The sequence below is a fragment of the Methanomethylovorans hollandica DSM 15978 genome, assembly GCF_000328665.1.
Taxonomy (GTDB): Archaea; Halobacteriota; Methanosarcinia; order Methanosarcinales; family Methanosarcinaceae; genus Methanomethylovorans; species Methanomethylovorans hollandica.
On record NC_019977.1, the window covers coordinates 1973847 to 1989968 of the forward strand.

The window sequence follows — 16122 nt, forward strand, 5'->3', positions numbered from 1 at the left end:
CATAGATGAGGAGTAATTAACTACTATTTATGTTAATGCAAGGATGGTGAAAGTGTTTTATAATAATACCAACGTTTAAATAAGTTCATTCTAATTTAGAAATGTCAAATTTGAGGGATAGAGAGATATTTCTTACGTTTTACAGCTTTTCTGATACGGAGCTATGATCATGGCAAAGAATGCATTAATAACCGGAATTACTGGACAGGATGGATCCTATCTTGCAGAATTATTGTACAATAAAGGGTATAATGTGTATGGACTCGTGAGAAGGCTCAGCACTCCAAATACATCCCGGATAGACCACATATTCAATAACATAGAACTACTGCAGGGAGATCTTACTGACCAGTCTTCCCTGAGCGAAGCAATGCGTATCTCACAACCTGATGAAGTATACAATCTTGCTGCTCAATCCTTTGTAGGGACTTCATGGAACCAGCCGGTACATACCGGAGATGTGACAGGCCTGGGAGTTGTCAGAGTACTGGAAGCCGTAAGACATGTAGCGCCTGATGCAAAAGTATACCAGGCATCATCCAGTGAAATGTTCGGAAAGGTGCAGGAAAACCCGCAGACTGAGAACACAAAGTTCTATCCGAGAAGCCCTTATGGAGTAGCCAAAGTATATGCATACTGGACATGTGTCAACTACAGAGAAAGCTATGGCATGCATGTAAGCAATGGAATCTTGTTCAATCATGAATCTCCGCGCCGGGGCATTGAATTTGTAACAAGGAAGATAACTGATAGTGTTGCCCGTATATACCATGGTCTGCAATCGGAACTGCGCCTGGGGAACCTGGATGCAAAAAGAGACTGGGGATACGCAGGAGATTATGTTGATGCTATGTGGCGTATGCTTCAACAGGATGAGCCAGGAGATTATGTCATAGCTACCGGTGAAACTCATTCAGTGGAAGAATTCGTTCAAGAGGCTTTCTCCATAGCTGGCCTTGACTGGAAAGAATATGTTGTCATCGATCCGAAGTTCGTTCGGCCTGCTGAAGTACAATTACTATTAGGAGACCCTTCAAAAGCAAAGAACGAACTTGGCTGGGAACCAAAGGTACACTTTAAGGAACTCGTCAAGATGATGGTGGAAGCTGACTTGGAGAGGCTGGAACCTTTGGACAGGAAAAACTGAACCTGTTTCATCTTTTTTTTATCCTTTTTTGATCAGGATGGCAGTGCACCATCCTTTGGACCCACATGCATTTTGAGGGAAATGCGGTGGGAAAAATGGAATAAGTGAAAACATGGACGAGAATAAATTTCACATAATGATAGGCACAAAGGGACAGCTTATAAAAATGGCGCCCATTATGCTGGAAATGGACAGAAGAGGAATAAAGTATAATTTCATTAATGCTGCTCAACACACAAAAATACTTTATGACATTATTGGTGTGTTTGGCCTGAAACAGCCTGATATCGTACTTAACAAGAATAGCAAAGATGTGGCAAATGTGCTGGATATGGCCGTATGGCTATCAAAAGTGACACTCAATTCCTTTTCACAGGACGGGCTGCCAAAAAAGAACGATATCTGCCTGATCCATGGAGATCCGATCCCTGCTTCTTTCGGGGCCCTGCTGACTAAATTGCACCGGGCTAAGATCGCACACATTGAATCGGGAGAAAGGACCCATAATATGTTTAATCCTTTTCCTGAAGAACTGTCCAGAAGAATGATAGACCGGATGGCTGACTACCTTTTCACCTCTTCTGAAGAATCTTATAACAACGTCATCAAACAGGGAGTGAAAGGGGAGATAATAAATCTGGGATATAATACTGTGATCGATGCGATACGTTTTGCCATCACTAACCCCCATAAGGTCACCTTCAGACCCGAACCCGGATATGTGCTTGTAAACGTACATAGGGTAGAGAACCTTTATTCAAAAGAAAGACTGGATATCATCATATCCACAATCGAAAAGATCGCTGAGAATGAAAGGGTGCTTATGATCATGCACGAGCCTTTAAAGAACAGGCTTCAGAAAGTGAATATGCTTGACAGACTTAAAGGATATGAGAACCTCCGGATGATACCGCTCCAGGATTATGTGACCAACATTGATCTGATAAAGAACAGTAAATATATAGTGAACGATGGAGGCGCACCACAGCTGGAGTCCTACTTTCTCAGCAGGCCCTGTCTGCTGATGAGAGGATTCATGGAACAGAGCGGTTACCCTAATGTCTGTCTTTCAAGATATGAAACCAGCATTATAGATGACTTCCTTAATAATTATAGTAATTATGAATTCGATGTGGACATCAATGCTCTTAAGAGTCCTTCTAAAGAAATAGTCGATATCTTGACAGAGAAAATGACCTTTTAATGAGCATATTGTCTGTAAACGTATAAGGACGATACAACAAGCCCTAGCAAGCAAGCTGTACATGTGGCCATGGCCGCACCATCCACGCCGTATGAAGGAATAAGCGATCGGTTGAGAAATATATCAAGTACAAGTACAAACAAACTGATGAGCATTGAAATACGTGGTTTTCCAATGCCATTGATCACAGTAGTGAACAGAGAGAACAAACCAAAGAAACCCATGCCTATGGTAAGTACTCCCAATGCAGTAGAACCTGCTGAATACTGGTCCGAAAACAGGAAACTTAACACCTGTTCCGAAAAAAGGACTATAAAAGAAGTAGAAGGAACAAGTACGAACATGGAATACTTCACTGATTTTATGATCTGCCGGATCATTTGGGATCTGTCATTGTGTACTGACATGCTTGAGATCGCGGGGAACAGAGCTCCATATATGCCTGCAATGATGAAAAAAGGCACTTTTGAGATGGTAGATACTGCAGAATAGATACCTGCATCCATGTCTGTCAGATAGGCCTTGACAAAGAAAAGATCAAAGTTCAGAATCAGGTTAGTAGCTGCTGAATAGAACACAATGGGAGTTGCAAAATTCAGTATGGTCCGTGCAGAGACCATACTGTGCCCATTGCTCGATGCCTGTAGCCGATCATCAGCAGAATGGACAAGATGGAGAGAAAGAAACATAATGGCCACTGATGATAGTATAAAACCGCTTATTGCACCATAAAGTGCATAGGAAGTTAATGCAAAACCTAGTATGAACAGTACCTTAAAAACTGAATATAGGATTAACATTAATGATTGTTTGCCATATTCCTTTAACCCGTTGAAATAACCAATATACAGGGCTTGTAATGCATAAGCTGGAACAATGAAAGAAGAGAGCTTCAGATAGGGAGCCATGCCCGGATCGTTCAACATGGTCGCGAGCTGGTCGGCAAAGGAATAATAGGCAATGAACATGATCAGACTGAACGTCAATTGCATATTTTGTGCAGTGCGCTTAACATGTAATTCATTACCATCACCTTGAGCCACGTATTTAGAAACGGCCTGTGGTATACCCGTTGAAAGGATAAGATTGACCATTGTCATAAGTGAAATGACAACTGCATATAGGCCATAATCCTCTGGACCTAAGAGTCTGCCTAATCCAATATGTGTTGCATAGCCCGAAAGGACAAAAGAGATCTGAGCTGCTATTAAAAAGATAGTTCCGTGTCTTAAACTATGTTTCATTTTTACCTTTGAACATATATGCATTCTATTATCTGAAAAAAATGATCTTAATGGTGTTTGACCTATGTGCGAATGTTGCTATATTTTATGAAACTTGCCTGCTTTTTTCACTGCAAAGTATTGATATGAGGATACAGTAGATGATACAATAGATATAAGACCTGTAGGGAATGCCCAGCTCGAGAAAATAAGCTCAGCTTTCTTCTTCCTCCTGAGCTCATTAAGGCCCGTATCCCGCTACATGAGGACATAGAACAGATGAGATCAGACCCTTCTTCACATACTTCTGTCCTATTTCCAATATCCATCGGGTCCGGTAGTCATCTTTTTTCCGTGGAAAAGATGATTTTATTACAAAGACACTCATGAGAGAATTTTATAATGCCGGTGTATCTGGATAAATTGCAATTATTCCATTTCTATTTTCTTTAAACGGTACAGTATTTCCTCCTCCCTTATCCGCTGATACTTCAGCGTGTCAGCGATCAGACCGAATACGAGTATCTGTAAACCGGTAAGACATAACATCGTTGTAAGTATGGCGTAGGAGATGTTTGGGACTACAGCCCCTGTAGTAAAATATTGGACCATTGCCGTTGCGCCTGATAACACTGCGATGAAAAGGAACATGAACCCTATAGATGCAAAGACTTTCATGGGCTCATAATCACGATATGTGCGTAGTATTACAGCAGTTGCACGCTGTGCATAATGGAACACACCCGACATAAGTCTGGAGTTACCTTCTCGTTTTCTGAACTCGATAGGGATCTCTACCAGAGTAAGATTGTGGTTCACAGCCTGCATAATGGTTTCCTGTACATAGGTATAGTCAGCAAGGATATTCATTCTTAGTGCAGCATCCCTTGTGAAAGCTCTGAAACCTGTTTGTGCATCTGTCACAGGATAACCTGAGGCCATGCGTGTCACACGTGTGGCCAGGATATTACCGATCTTTTTTTGAGGAGACATGTATTCAATGTGCCCCCTGAATCGGGAACCTAATACGATATCAGCTTTATCCTGGAGAATAGGAGCGATCAGATCAGGGATTTGACTTTGGTTATATTGAAAATCAGCATCGGTATTCACAATGATGTCTGCTCCCCTTTCCAGACAAGCTTCAAGCCCTTTACGGAAAGCTAATGCAAGCCCAAGGTTTTCCTTTTGTGAGACAATATGATCAGCACCAGCTTCCAGAGCGACTTTTACAGTGGAATCTGTAGAGCCATCATTGATCACAAGAACTTCTACTTTATCTATTCCCTTTATTTGCCGGGGTATCTCTCTGATAACTTTTTCAATTGTTTTTTCTTCATTGTAGGCTGGGATCATGACAATAAGCTTCATCCTATTTAATATAAAATTGAAAGAATAAATATTTTTGGTTGTACATCCGCATCTATGAGGTAGTTGTTTAAAAAGATCTGAAACCATAGACAAAGAGACCTGGAGAATAGAAAAGTTTTTGTATATAGCCAACGATGATAAACAGAAATAAAATAATAATGATGAATATAAATGAAAAACAAATTGCTTATTTCACTTACAGGTAGTACTGAGATCAGATCGGATAACATATTACAACAAACATTAAGATTTCTCCACATCCCGGAAAAAGACCAGATATTATCAGAGATCAATAAACTAATTGCTTCTATGGCCTATCCGAAAAAGGAAATAAAAGATAAGGAATGCGTGTACAAGATAAAAAAAACGAGAAATAAAAACTCCATTATTATAGAATGTGGTGATTGCAAAGGAAACTCTACATTAAATGAGCCCATATGCAGGTCTAACATATTTAAGATCTTGATTAAAGAAACAGTAACCGAAAAACTTGTAATATCAAATCTTTATGACAGGGAATATGACGGAACTATCCTGCAAAAAATATACTCACTTGCCCGTCTGGAAGATCATTTACTATCATATAAGAACATGGAAACAGTTTTCTATGATTGTACATATGACCCCAGAGATACCTGCATAAAGAACAGAAAAGAAGCGATGGAGCAGATCATCGATTCAGCAAGGGAATCTCCATTTAGAGCATACATGAATGCTGAAAGAAAGATGGATCAACTAAAATATGAAACTGAAAAGTTAATTCATCCTGAATGCAATAAGTGCATCGAGAATTTCCATGAAACATTAAAGGATATAATAATAAACATCCAGCCTTTACTGAAGAGTTTTCTGTGCGAGGCAGATGGGAGTTTTGATCACGAGAAAAATCTTCAGCCATATGTAAGGCCTTTGTTCTCTACATCCCGGATCTATACTGAACCACCACTGAGTACTATTTTTATTGAATGTTATGATGTACAGAGAGAAGATGGAAGAAAATTGCCCATATCTATTTATGAGTTTACTGATAAACCCGAAAAACTGTATGTAGTAAACCCGGCTGAATACAACATGCAGCCTGAAGAACTTTTGCTCATTGAGAACGTACGTGCTCGTATGATCAGACATCGGCCGGAAGATATGAATTTTGCAGATCCTACCCTTTCAAGAGAATATTTCCGAAGGCTTTGCAAAAGATTACTGCATGAAGAGGCAAGAGATAAAAAGGTAGTTTTATCACCTACTCAGCTTGATATGTATTCTGATCTGCTGGCAAAATACACAACCGGGCTTGGCATTCTAGAAGATGTGTTATCTGATGAAAGGATTACAGATATTTATGTCAATGCGCCTGCGGATAAGAATCCTGTGCATGTGGTGAGGAATGGTGAAGAATGCACTACTAACATTTTTCTGTCTCAGGAAGAAATGGATTCCATGGTATCCAGGTTCAGGACGATAAGTGGGAGACCTTTTGGAGAAGCAACACCTGTTCTGGAAATGGCACTTAAAGAATACGGAGTACGTGTTTCGGTCATAGGTGATCCATTAAGTGCAAAAGGAATGGCCTATGCATTTCGAAAACACGCAAAAGCTCCCTGGACACTACCCAAACTCATCAATACCGGTGCTATCACACCCCTTACAGCTGGTCTGCTTAGTTTCATGATGGATGGGCATGCATCAGTACTCATAGCCGGGGGAGTAGGAGCAGGTAAAACGTCTCTTTTATGTGCCATGCTTATGGAAATGCCCCAGAAATACAGGATACTGACCATAGAAGACACACCCGAAATCCCTCTTGAAGAATTACAAAAGCTGGGATGGAAAGCACAGGGACTCAATGCTCAGTCCTCCATAGTAAGATCCAGTATTGAGATAGACCCTGCCACAGCCCTGCGTGCATCTCTGCGGCTTGGCAGTTCATCTCTGGTAATAGGTGAAGTGAGGGGGCCTGAAGTTTCAATGTTATATGAAGCAATGCAGATAGGCACTGCAGGAAATTCTGTGATAGGAACCATTCATGGTGCTTCCACAAATGCGGTCTATGAAAGGATAGTACACACCCTGGGAGTACCACCCGCATCTTTCAGAGCCACTGACGCCGTAATAGTGTGTTCCAATACCCGTATAGCCGGCAGTATGGCTACAAAACGTAAAGTGATACAGATAGCTGAAGTGAATGAAGTATGGGATCCTGATAACACATACAGCGTTTTCTCGGAAATTCTCACTTTCGATGCCTCGGTTAATTCACTGGTACCAACAGACCTGCTTGACAGGGGGCAGTCCGCATTGATCAGAAAAATTGCAAGGAAATGGGGAATATCCGTGGACGAAGCTTCAAAGAACATTCGTATCCGGGCAAGTATGAAACTTAAAATGGCAGAGTATGGTAGAACAGATCCGGCATTCCTAGAAGCTGAAATGGTATCTGTCGCGAATAACATGTTCTGGATGTTCATGGAAAAGGAAAAAGAATTTTCCGGAAAACCAGACGTACAGCGCGTATATGACAAATGGTGTACGTGGCTTAAGCAGATAGTGGATACCAGGATTGAAGAGAAGCCTGTTACAACTGCAGACAAAATACTATGTTCTGTATAATTGGCTGATGCGTTACATGGTGGACATGATGCATAATGATAACTGGTACTACAGAGGATGCAAATTTACCTGGAAACATTTCTCCGGATTCATTAAAGACCATGGGGAATTCAAAAAGAAAAGCGAGACAGCAGTTAGTCCGGAGCATATGAATTCCCTTGTTTATGCGGGCTTTGACCTGGAACCTTATGAAACCACATTGTTTTCCTATACAGGATCTGCAGGGATATTCCTTATAATCCTGTTTACAGACACATTGTTTTTCAGATTCACTACAATTTCATCCGGCATGCTAGCAGCAATAGCTATTACAAGCCTGATCTTACCGATTGCAGCTTTGTGGTATCTCAGTGAATATGTGAAGATCCATGCCAGACACATGAAAATAACATCATTGGGAGACATGCCTGAAGTAATGAGCTATGTGGTAATGTCCATGAAGATAGTACCTAATATGGAAAAAGCCGTGCATTTTGCCGCAGAGAACTCTAACAGGCCCCTTTCCAGAGATCTAAGGAAGATGCTATGGAATCTCCATTTACGAGTATATGCTGGCATGGATGATGCTGTGGTCCAGTTCTCAGAGATGTGGGGGAAGAACAGTGAACATTTCAAAAGGTCATTACACCTGATCAGAAGCTCCATGAGCGAAACTGATCCAGCACAGCGTACTTTAACATTGAACCGGTCATTGGATATTATACTGGACGGTACGAGGAACCTTATGGAGAGCTATGCTGCGAAACTTAAGCTCCCTACATATGTACTATACTCAATATTCATTCTCATACCCCTGGCTCTGGTTGCATTGCTGCCTGCAATGGCAGTTGTAGGGATACGTATCACAACTATGAACCTTGTGCTGATGTATGATATAATATTGCCCTTGATCACATTTATGTATGCAGAATACGTGCTCATGCAAAGGCCGGCATCGTTTGTACCTCAGAAAATAGCGGATACTCATCCTGAACTTGAAGGTCTGCCATATAAAAGAAAAAAGGAATTTATTAGTGCAGTGGTCGCTGGTATTGCCATATGCAGTACAGGATATATTTTGCTGCAAGCTGGAAATCCTTATGGGATCATTTCAACAGCTGTACTTGAGGGCTTGATGCCCACCGCACTGCTGATATTACTTGGCATAAGTATGATGCTCTCATGGTATCTTAATGCTGCCTATGGCCCGTATAAAAGAATAAGAGACAAGATAATAGCTATGGAAAATGAGTTTGCAGATGCTTTGTTCATCCTGGGCAGAAGAATATCGGAAGGCAGGTCTGCTGAAGAGGCTTTTGTGCATACTGCTGTCAATATGAAAGGAGCATCCATCAGCGAACCGTTCGAAAAAATAGCTATGAACGTAGCATGTATGAGATGTGAACTATATAGTGCGATATTCGATGAGGAATACGGTGCATTCAAGAACGTATATTCGGAAAGAATAAACACTACTATGAAGCTATTCCTGGAAAGCGTACACAAAAGCCATGAAGCTGCAGGTGTGGCCATAGTGAAGCTGGCAGATCATATGACCGACCTGCAGGAAGTGGAGAGACGTATAAAGGAATCACTGTATGATATGACATCTACGATGAAGTCAACAGCATGCATATTTGCCCCGCTTATAGCAGGAGTGACAATTGCACTATCGGAGGTCATTGCGAAGATCCTGCAGAACGTGGCACACAGCATATCCAGACTGCCACCAAATGTGATACCAGGGCCTGCGGATATATCTCCCGAAAACCTGGAACTCTCCATTGGCCCAAATATGTTCATGCTGTCAATTGGCATATATCTTATACTTATCACCACGATCCTAATCCGATTCTCAACAGCTATTGAATACGGGGGGGATAAAAGCCAGATGATGTATGAGCTCTCCAGAGCACTGCCAATATCGATAATTGTGTTCTCTGTATCAGCTATCGCCTCAAGGATAATTTTCAGAGGATTTATATAAGAGAATTTAGTAGCAGACGGCAGGCAGATCATTATGAAATATTATTCCATATAGATCAGAGCCTTGTTAGGACAACAACGTACACAAAGCATGCATCGGTCACACAGATCATGATCGATCTTTGGCCTGTCATCAACTGTTCTTTTAAGAGCAGAGTTCGGACAAACTGTTCTGCACCTACCGCATTTTTTACAGCCAGAAACAACTATATACCCTTTACTCAACACCACATAATAAGCAAAGATATAAAGGTATTTAAGGAAAATGGACTAAACAATAGATATATATGATAAGATCTATGGTTGCGTCATTATGCTGAAAATATCTGAGGGAGAAGCTGGTTCATATTACACATATCTTTCCACTGGCTGTAAATTATGCCAGGAAGGAGCAAAAATGGTGCTTTTTATAACCGGCATTTGTGGAAAGAACTGTTTCTATTGCCCTATTTCTAATGAAAGAAAAGCAGATATCACTTTTGCAAATGAAAGACTTATTAATTCAGATAAAGATATACTGGAAGAGGCATGGCAGATGGGAGCACTCGGCACTGGAATAACGGGTGGGGAACCTTTGCTCAAACCTGAAAAAGTGCTCAGATATATTAAGCTGCTTAAAGAAGAGTTTGGAAAATCGCATCACATCCATTTATATACTGCATTGCCTGTTGATGGGAATCTACTGAAAAAACTCGCATTTGCCGGACTTGATGAAATGAGGTTTCATCCACCTGTAGAGATATGGAACAGTAACATGGAGAATTATGCAAGTTCTATTAAAAAAGCGATGGAAACAGGAATGGAAACAGGAATGGAGATCCCGGCAATAAAGGGGGCAAATGAAGTGTCCAGAATGGCAAACGAACTGGGCTGCTTCCTCAACCTGAACGAACTGGAATTCTCAGATACGAACTCTGAGCAGATGAAAGTAAGAAACTATAGTTTCCAGGATGAGATATCAAATGCTGTGGCGGGTTCGTACAATATAGGGATGGAAATTTTAAAGACCACCGAAAAGGGGCACTTGTGCACCTCAAGATACAAAGATGCAGTCCAGTTGCGAAGAAGGTTACTGCGCATAGCTGAAAGATCTGCCAGGGAATTTGATGAGATCACAGAAGATGGAACGCTTATCTATGGAGTGATAACCTGCAACTGTGAGAAAAAATCTGCAAAGGAGATGGGAGAGTTGTTGTTATCATCAGGTGTGCCTGAAGAATTGTTCCTGGTAGAAAAAGAAGAGATACATATAGCTGCCTGGATACTTGAAGACATAATTATGAAAATATCATCATATGTAAAAGAAATGTATATCATTGAAAGATATCCATTTCCAGGCGGGATGGTAGTAGAAAAGATCCCACTCTGAAACCCAAGTTATATATGCATGAATGATATACGTAGTTCAGTTTGGCTACCAATAGCTGTTTAATTTATATAAATCACAATAACTTTATAAACTAATATCGCATATAAAAAAAAACGAGGTGTTTGTACTGGAAACGATAGAGGACCGCGTGAGGGAGAGGCTCATAAAATATCTCAGCAGAGATGATACCGGCATTCGTAAAGTGGTATTGCAGCTTTTTCTTGAAGGGGACAAGTTCACGACAGGTGACGTGTACGGGTACCTGAATAAAACTGATTTCAATGTAAGCTACAGAGGAGTTTCTGCCATGGTCGGTTTAATGAACACAAGACTTGGAATTCTCAGCATTGACGTGACTGGAGACCATAACATATATCTTCTTAAAGAGGATTACAGGGATGTGGTTCGTTCAGTACTTGAAAATTACTAAAATTGATTGTAGAAAACACCTCAAAATAACATTTTTGTAGAATGGACACAAATAAGTTGTACAACTGGATAGCCACAAAAGTGTGGAGAGAACCTAGGCAGGGATTTTTATACTCAAATACATAAGTGGGATTGCCTATCGCACATATGAGCTTCTTCTTTCAAAGGAAGTTATACATTCAAATGTGCCCGAACATATTGCAATAATCATGGACGGGAACCGCAGATATGCTAATAGGGCTGGAAAATTGATCAATTACGGACATGCGAAAGGTGCCAGTGTAACTGAAAAGGTTATCGAATGGTCCCATGAAATAGGCGTCAAACAACTTACCGTATATGCATTTTCTACAGAGAACTTTAACAGATCTGCTGATGAAAAAGAGAAACTGTTTGAACTTATTGGCCTTAAATTCGATGAGCTTTGCCGGGATGAACGTACCCACAAAAGAAAAATGCACATCAGAGCCATAGGTGATCTCCAGAAACTACCTTCTGGTTTGCAGGAATCGATCAAAGAAGCCGAGAAGTGCACTGCAGGATATGATAGATTTTATCTCAATGTGGCTATTGCCTATGGCGGCAGACAAGACATAGTCCAGGCAGTGCGTAAAATTGCAGAAAAGGTTGATAAAGGACAGATCGACCCGGAAGATATCACAGAGAGTACTATTTCCAATCATCTTTATCCTGTTGCAGGGAATGCAGTCCCCAATGTTGATCTTATAATCCGTACCGGAGGAGACGAGCGTGTGTCCAATTTCCTTCCCTGGCAGACAGCCGGCAATGAATGTGCTACATATTTTTGTGCACCCTTTTGGCCGGAGTTCAGAAAGATAGATCTCCTGCGCTCAATAAGGATATACCAGGAACGTTTACAGGAAAAGAAGCGTGTAATGATAAGGCGCAATGCAATTCTTCTAAAGGCTTCAGAGAAGAAGAATACTGAAATAGTACATAGCTGTCCTGCAAACAACGTGCGCGGTATTTGAGTGAATTTATATTCAGTCGATTGTACATAATTAGACACTCTACTTAGAAGTTGTTAACTACAGATTTGTTTCGAAAATCCTTTTTGCCCTTTTGTAAACATTCTGAAAGAATAGAATGAAAAGATGATCAGAAAATCTTTTTTCTTATGACATAATAAAACATATTAGTTAAACCAGAAAGAGAGATGTCTTAAGACAGCTTTGAAAGCGCTTTTATTTCACTTCATCTGAAATATTTATTAAAGAGTTAGAAATGCGGGGGATGGGATTCGAACCCACGAACTCCTACGAGACTAGGCCCTCAACCTAGCGCCTTTGACCGGGCTGGGCAACCCCCGCGCATGGGGAAAGTACAATATAGGAGATAGCAACCTCCTATATTAATCTGTTGGTTTAGAGTGCCGACAAGATCTCAGCCAGACTTGCGGCCTTGTTCTTGATGACATTTCCTGCATTTAAGATCAGTTCCTTTGTGTTATAAGAGCCATCAGATTCCATCGTGAAGATGAAAGAATGTTCATCCGTTTTGACGTCTATGGCATCAATATCACAAACTCCTTCACATAGCCTGCAAAGAGTGCATTTAAGCATATCCTCTTGAGATATCTCAGCACTCTCAGTGCCCATCTTGATTATATCAACAGGACACTCAGTTACACATGCACCACATAGATCACAACCACTGAACTCGACCTTTGGCATGTTCTTGTAACCGCATGCTACACCTGCCTGCCATCGGGAATGCTTATTACCATAACCCATGTGAGCTATGGCTTCAAGCACGATCTTCTGTCCTTCCCGGAGATCTGCTATCGGAATGTTTGGATCAGCAGGCTGTACCTTGTCATCAGAAGACACAAGGTCCTGGGAATAGACTATTTTTGGACCCTCTGCACTGAGAGTAAGGGAAACTTGGCATGCCGGACAAAAATCACCACAGCTACATTCTTCTTTTGGAACAAAATCCTCCATATTTGAAGTCAGCGGGATCAGTGCCATACGCAAGCCAAGCTGCTCATCATACAGGACCGAGGTATTATTATAGATGTTAACCTCGGTAATAGCTATCGTAGGAACATCTGCCAGAGAAGCCCTACGAATGCCGTTTGCAAATGCAGCACTGGTGTTAGACAATACAAACTTTGCAGACCTATCGGAAAGCTCCAGTATGTCTACTTCCATCGTCATATGCTTGTTTCCTTCATCTTTAGGGAGATATCAGACACGTCTGCCGCCTTTTGGACGAGTGCCGTCGTGCGGTACAGGCGTTACATCTTCAATTCTTCCAATTTTAATGCCTGCTCTGGCAAATGCCCTGATAGCAGCTTGAGCACCGGGGCCCGGACTTCTCTGCTTGTTTCCGCCAGGAGCACGCACTTTTATGTGCACGCCTTCAATATTCTTATCTTTGAGTGTATCAGCTAACTGGCTTGCCATCTGCATTGCAGTGTAAGGAGAACTTTCATCGCGTGCTGCCTTTACAACCATTCCACCTGAAGATTTTGCAATTGTTTCGGCACCAGTCATATCAGTAATAGTGATGATAGTATTATTGAATGAGCTCTTGATATGAGCAACACCCCATGTTCCATTTGCCATATTTACACCTCCTTAATCATGCCCTGCTATGGATTTAGCTACCTGGGCAGGTCTTTCCGGGTGGGTTTCATCAAGCAGAGGAGAATTGCCATAGTAATCGATAAGCATTTCCTGTTCCTTAGTGACAAGCATTCCAGGTACTGTAACTTTCTGACCGCTGATAGCAATGTGACCATGAGTGATGAACTGTCGTGCCTGCTTTGGAGTGCGAGCAAGCCCTAGCCTGTGGACCTGAGTTTGCAATCTGCGCTCTAGAAGAGCACTGGTTTGCAGTCCAAGAATATCATCGATATTTGAATCAGATTTTAACATAGAATAGCTGGTAAGCCTTCCGAGGATCTGTTCAGCTTCAAGCTTAAAATGACCAGTCATCTGTTCAGTTTCTCCTGACTCTGCCAGGAGCCTGCGGGCATCTGCCCTGAATCGTCTGAGATCACTCTGTGCTTTCCATAATTCCTTTTTGTTACGCAGACCATAGGTCTTTATCAGCTCGACCTCTTCAGCCATCCTGGCAGCCTGCCATGGATGCTTAGGCGTATCGTAACTTTTTCTTTTCTTTCCTGGATATCCCATAAGATCACCCTATTACTTTTTCTTGCTCACACCAATGGTGCTACCACGCCTGCCGGTGGATTTTGTCCTCTGCCCTCTAACTTTAAGACCACGTTCGTGTCTAATACCACGATAACATCTGATCTTTTTAAGAGTGTTCAGGTCTTCCCTCAATGTAAGCAGGATATCCTGTCCAAGAAGATGCTTGTCCTCACCAGTCACCAGGTCCCTCTGCCTATTGAGCATCCATATAGGCATAGATTGCTCAAAACCACTAATAGCCTGATCAAGCTTTGCAATATCTTCATCTTGCAGGTAACCTATTATTGCTAATGGGTCTATACCAGTACTTTCCACAAGGATCCTTGAGGTCCTTCTTCCAATACCAGGAATACCGGTCAGAGCATACTCAACAGGCATTCCGCCTTTGAGGTCAGTATTCATGATACGGACAAGATGTCTTATTTCTTCATCTGCCATAATTTATGTCCTCCTTAGGGATACGTTGTATCCTGTAGCCCCGGCATATTTGCCGGCACTCCCCAAAAGGGGTGGACTGCATATCCTAACGGAATATAAACTGATGGCGCAGATAACACTTGTATCATATATAATCCTATTGCTGACCATGCCTAGGTGAAACCGCTTTCATTAGCCACATAACCAATAGATTAAATTGACAAAATAGATATTATCTTCGTATGTGCCAAGAAATGCCTTTTGCGAACGATGAGCTGGATTTTACATATCCTTTACCTTCATACTTTGAACACTACCCTTCCTGTTACATATATGTATATAATGGAAAAGTAGTTGCAAACTCCGCCGATCTATCGGATTCTCCAAAGATCCTGCATGACTGCAGTCAAGAGATGAGAACAAAAAAGGTCGTACAATATGCAGGAGCACTTGGAGAGAAACTATGTTATGCCATAGGACTTGAATCAGAAGATAGAGTCCCTGATGGAATGCAATTATTGTTCTTAAGAGACCTTATAGGACAAATCGATGAAAAAATACTAGCTGTTGCCGGAAGAGCAGTTCAGCTCATAGAATTTGACCTTACCAGCAGAATTTGTGGAAGATGTGGTACGCTTACCGAAACTCTTGAAGATAGAGGTAAAAAGTGTCCCAGATGTGACCTTCTCATATATCCCCGCATATCCCCTGCAATAATCGTACTTGTTATGAAAGAGGATGAAGTGCTTCTTGCCCGCTCATCCCATTTCAGGCCTGATATGTACAGTATCATTGCAGGCTTTGTAGAACCTGGAGAAACGCTTGAGCATGCTGTAAAAAGAGAAGTTATGGAAGAAGTCGGATTAAAGGTAAAAAACATAAGGTACTTCGCAAGCCAACCCTGGCCATTCCCCAATTCTCTGATGATTGGCTTTATTGCAGACTATGAAGAAGGGGAAATAAAAGTTGATGGTGTGGAAATAATTGATGCTGGATGGTTCAGGAGAGATGAACTGCCCAATGTCCCAGGAAAGGTCAGTATATCGGGACATCTGATAGATTGGTTTGCGAGTATGAAAGAAAAATAGATCAATGATCTTCCAGATCAAAAGTAGAATAAATCCATAATTCCGTCAATGAGGATACATACCATCAAATAAGCAACAGTGAGCACTAAAAACATTTTTAATTCCATATGTGTTTCA

15 protein-coding genes and 1 tRNA gene are annotated in these 16122 nt (G+C 41.4%); 8 read left to right on the forward strand and 8 right to left on the reverse strand.

The window, feature by feature from the left end; all coding sequences use genetic code 11:
* Positions 1–169 precede the first annotated feature (169 nt).
* Positions 170–1147, forward strand: coding sequence for a GDP-mannose 4,6-dehydratase (gene gmd, locus METHO_RS09485; protein WP_015325315.1), 978 nt, complete (start codon positions 170–172; stop codon positions 1145–1147).
* A 112-nt stretch (positions 1148–1259) separates the two neighbouring features.
* Entirely contained in the window at positions 1260–2351 is a 1092-nt protein-coding gene (locus METHO_RS09490) for a UDP-N-acetylglucosamine 2-epimerase (RefSeq protein ID WP_015325316.1), read from the forward strand.
* Here the strand turns inward: METHO_RS09490 and METHO_RS09495 are convergent.
* Together METHO_RS09495 and METHO_RS09500 are read right to left on the reverse strand one after the other, a co-directional pair.
* A complete protein-coding gene (locus METHO_RS09495) occupies positions 2348–3595 on the reverse strand; it encodes a flippase (RefSeq protein ID WP_015325317.1) in 1248 nt (415 codons plus the stop codon). The genes METHO_RS09490 and METHO_RS09495 overlap by 4 nt on opposite strands.
* A gap of 408 nt (positions 3596–4003) precedes the next feature.
* Positions 4004–4945, reverse strand: coding sequence for a glycosyltransferase family 2 protein (locus METHO_RS09500; protein ID WP_015325318.1), 942 nt, complete (start codon positions 4943–4945; stop codon positions 4004–4006).
* Positions 4946–5116: 171 nt separating this feature from the next.
* Between METHO_RS09500 and METHO_RS09505 the strand changes: the two genes are divergently transcribed.
* Together METHO_RS09505 and METHO_RS09510 are read left to right on the forward strand one after the other, a co-directional pair.
* A complete protein-coding gene (locus tag METHO_RS09505) occupies positions 5117–7552 on the forward strand; it encodes a type II/IV secretion system ATPase subunit (protein WP_015325319.1) in 2436 nt (811 codons plus the stop codon).
* Positions 7553–7568: 16 nt separating this feature from the next.
* Positions 7569–9518: a hypothetical protein gene (locus METHO_RS09510; protein WP_156811100.1), complete on the forward strand. Its 1950-nt coding sequence runs from the start codon at positions 7569–7571 to the stop codon at positions 9516–9518.
* Between the two features lie 41 nt (positions 9519–9559).
* On the opposite strand, the gene METHO_RS13360 is transcribed toward METHO_RS09510, so the two are convergent.
* Entirely contained in the window at positions 9560–9745 is a 186-nt protein-coding gene (locus METHO_RS13360) for an ATP-binding protein (protein ID WP_394296211.1), read from the reverse strand.
* Between the two features lie 85 nt (positions 9746–9830).
* Here METHO_RS13360 and METHO_RS09515 point away from each other — a divergent pair, with 85 nt between their 5' ends.
* From METHO_RS09515 to uppS, 3 genes are all read left to right on the forward strand, one after another.
* Entirely contained in the window at positions 9831–10886 is a 1056-nt protein-coding gene (locus METHO_RS09515) for a radical SAM protein (protein ID WP_015325322.1), read from the forward strand.
* A gap of 118 nt (positions 10887–11004) precedes the next feature.
* Complete coding sequence (locus tag METHO_RS09520) at positions 11005–11316, forward strand: DUF2551 domain-containing protein (protein WP_015325323.1); 312 nt, start codon at positions 11005–11007, stop codon at positions 11314–11316.
* Positions 11317–11425: 109 nt separating this feature from the next.
* Complete coding sequence (gene uppS / locus METHO_RS09525) at positions 11426–12307, forward strand: polyprenyl diphosphate synthase (RefSeq protein WP_048831141.1); 882 nt, start codon at positions 11426–11428, stop codon at positions 12305–12307.
* Positions 12308–12561: 254 nt separating this feature from the next.
* On the opposite strand, the gene METHO_RS09530 is transcribed toward uppS, so the two are convergent.
* The 5 genes from METHO_RS09530 to METHO_RS09550 form a co-directional block, all read right to left on the reverse strand.
* A tRNA-Leu gene (locus METHO_RS09530) sits at positions 12562–12646 on the reverse strand.
* A gap of 54 nt (positions 12647–12700) precedes the next feature.
* A complete protein-coding gene (locus METHO_RS09535; RefSeq protein ID WP_015325325.1) occupies positions 12701–13495 on the reverse strand; it encodes a DNA-directed RNA polymerase subunit D in 795 nt (264 codons plus the stop codon).
* Between the two features lie 30 nt (positions 13496–13525).
* Positions 13526–13906 (reverse strand): 30S ribosomal protein S11, encoded by a 381-nt coding sequence (locus METHO_RS09540; RefSeq protein WP_015325326.1) that lies wholly within the window; start codon positions 13904–13906, stop codon positions 13526–13528.
* Between the two features lie 12 nt (positions 13907–13918).
* A complete protein-coding gene (locus tag METHO_RS09545; RefSeq protein ID WP_015325327.1) occupies positions 13919–14479 on the reverse strand; it encodes a 30S ribosomal protein S4 in 561 nt (186 codons plus the stop codon).
* A 12-nt stretch (positions 14480–14491) separates the two neighbouring features.
* A complete protein-coding gene (locus tag METHO_RS09550) occupies positions 14492–14938 on the reverse strand; it encodes a 30S ribosomal protein S13 (protein WP_015325328.1) in 447 nt (148 codons plus the stop codon).
* A gap of 221 nt (positions 14939–15159) precedes the next feature.
* Here METHO_RS09550 and nudC point away from each other — a divergent pair, with 221 nt between their 5' ends.
* Positions 15160–16005, forward strand: a complete 846-nt coding sequence (nudC, locus tag METHO_RS09555; protein ID WP_015325329.1) for an NAD(+) diphosphatase — start codon at positions 15160–15162, stop codon at positions 16003–16005.
* Positions 16006–16122: the final 117 nt, after the last annotated feature.

Coding starts and splice junctions, on each gene's coding strand:
- METHO_RS09490 (WP_015325316.1), top strand. CDS start 1,260: ATGGACGAGAATAAATTTCACATAATGATAGGCACAAAGGGACAGCTT.
- METHO_RS09535 (WP_015325325.1), bottom strand. CDS start 13,495: ATGACGATGGAAGTAGACATACTGGAGCTTTCCGATAGGTCTGCAAAG.
- METHO_RS09505 (WP_015325319.1), top strand. CDS start 5,117: ATGAAAAACAAATTGCTTATTTCACTTACAGGTAGTACTGAGATCAGA.
- gmd (WP_015325315.1), top strand. CDS start 170: ATGGCAAAGAATGCATTAATAACCGGAATTACTGGACAGGATGGATCC.
- METHO_RS09500 (WP_015325318.1), bottom strand. CDS start 4,945: ATGAAGCTTATTGTCATGATCCCAGCCTACAATGAAGAAAAAACAATT.
- METHO_RS09550 (WP_015325328.1), bottom strand. CDS start 14,938: ATGGCAGATGAAGAAATAAGACATCTTGTCCGTATCATGAATACTGAC.
- nudC (WP_015325329.1), top strand. CDS start 15,160: ATGTGCCAAGAAATGCCTTTTGCGAACGATGAGCTGGATTTTACATAT.
- METHO_RS09545 (WP_015325327.1), bottom strand. CDS start 14,479: ATGGGATATCCAGGAAAGAAAAGAAAAAGTTACGATACGCCTAAGCAT.
- METHO_RS09540 (WP_015325326.1), bottom strand. CDS start 13,906: ATGGCAAATGGAACATGGGGTGTTGCTCATATCAAGAGCTCATTCAAT.
- METHO_RS09515 (WP_015325322.1), top strand. CDS start 9,831: ATGCTGAAAATATCTGAGGGAGAAGCTGGTTCATATTACACATATCTT.
- METHO_RS09510 (WP_156811100.1), top strand. CDS start 7,569: ATGGTGGACATGATGCATAATGATAACTGGTACTACAGAGGATGCAAA.
- METHO_RS09495 (WP_015325317.1), bottom strand. CDS start 3,595: ATGAAACATAGTTTAAGACACGGAACTATCTTTTTAATAGCAGCTCAG.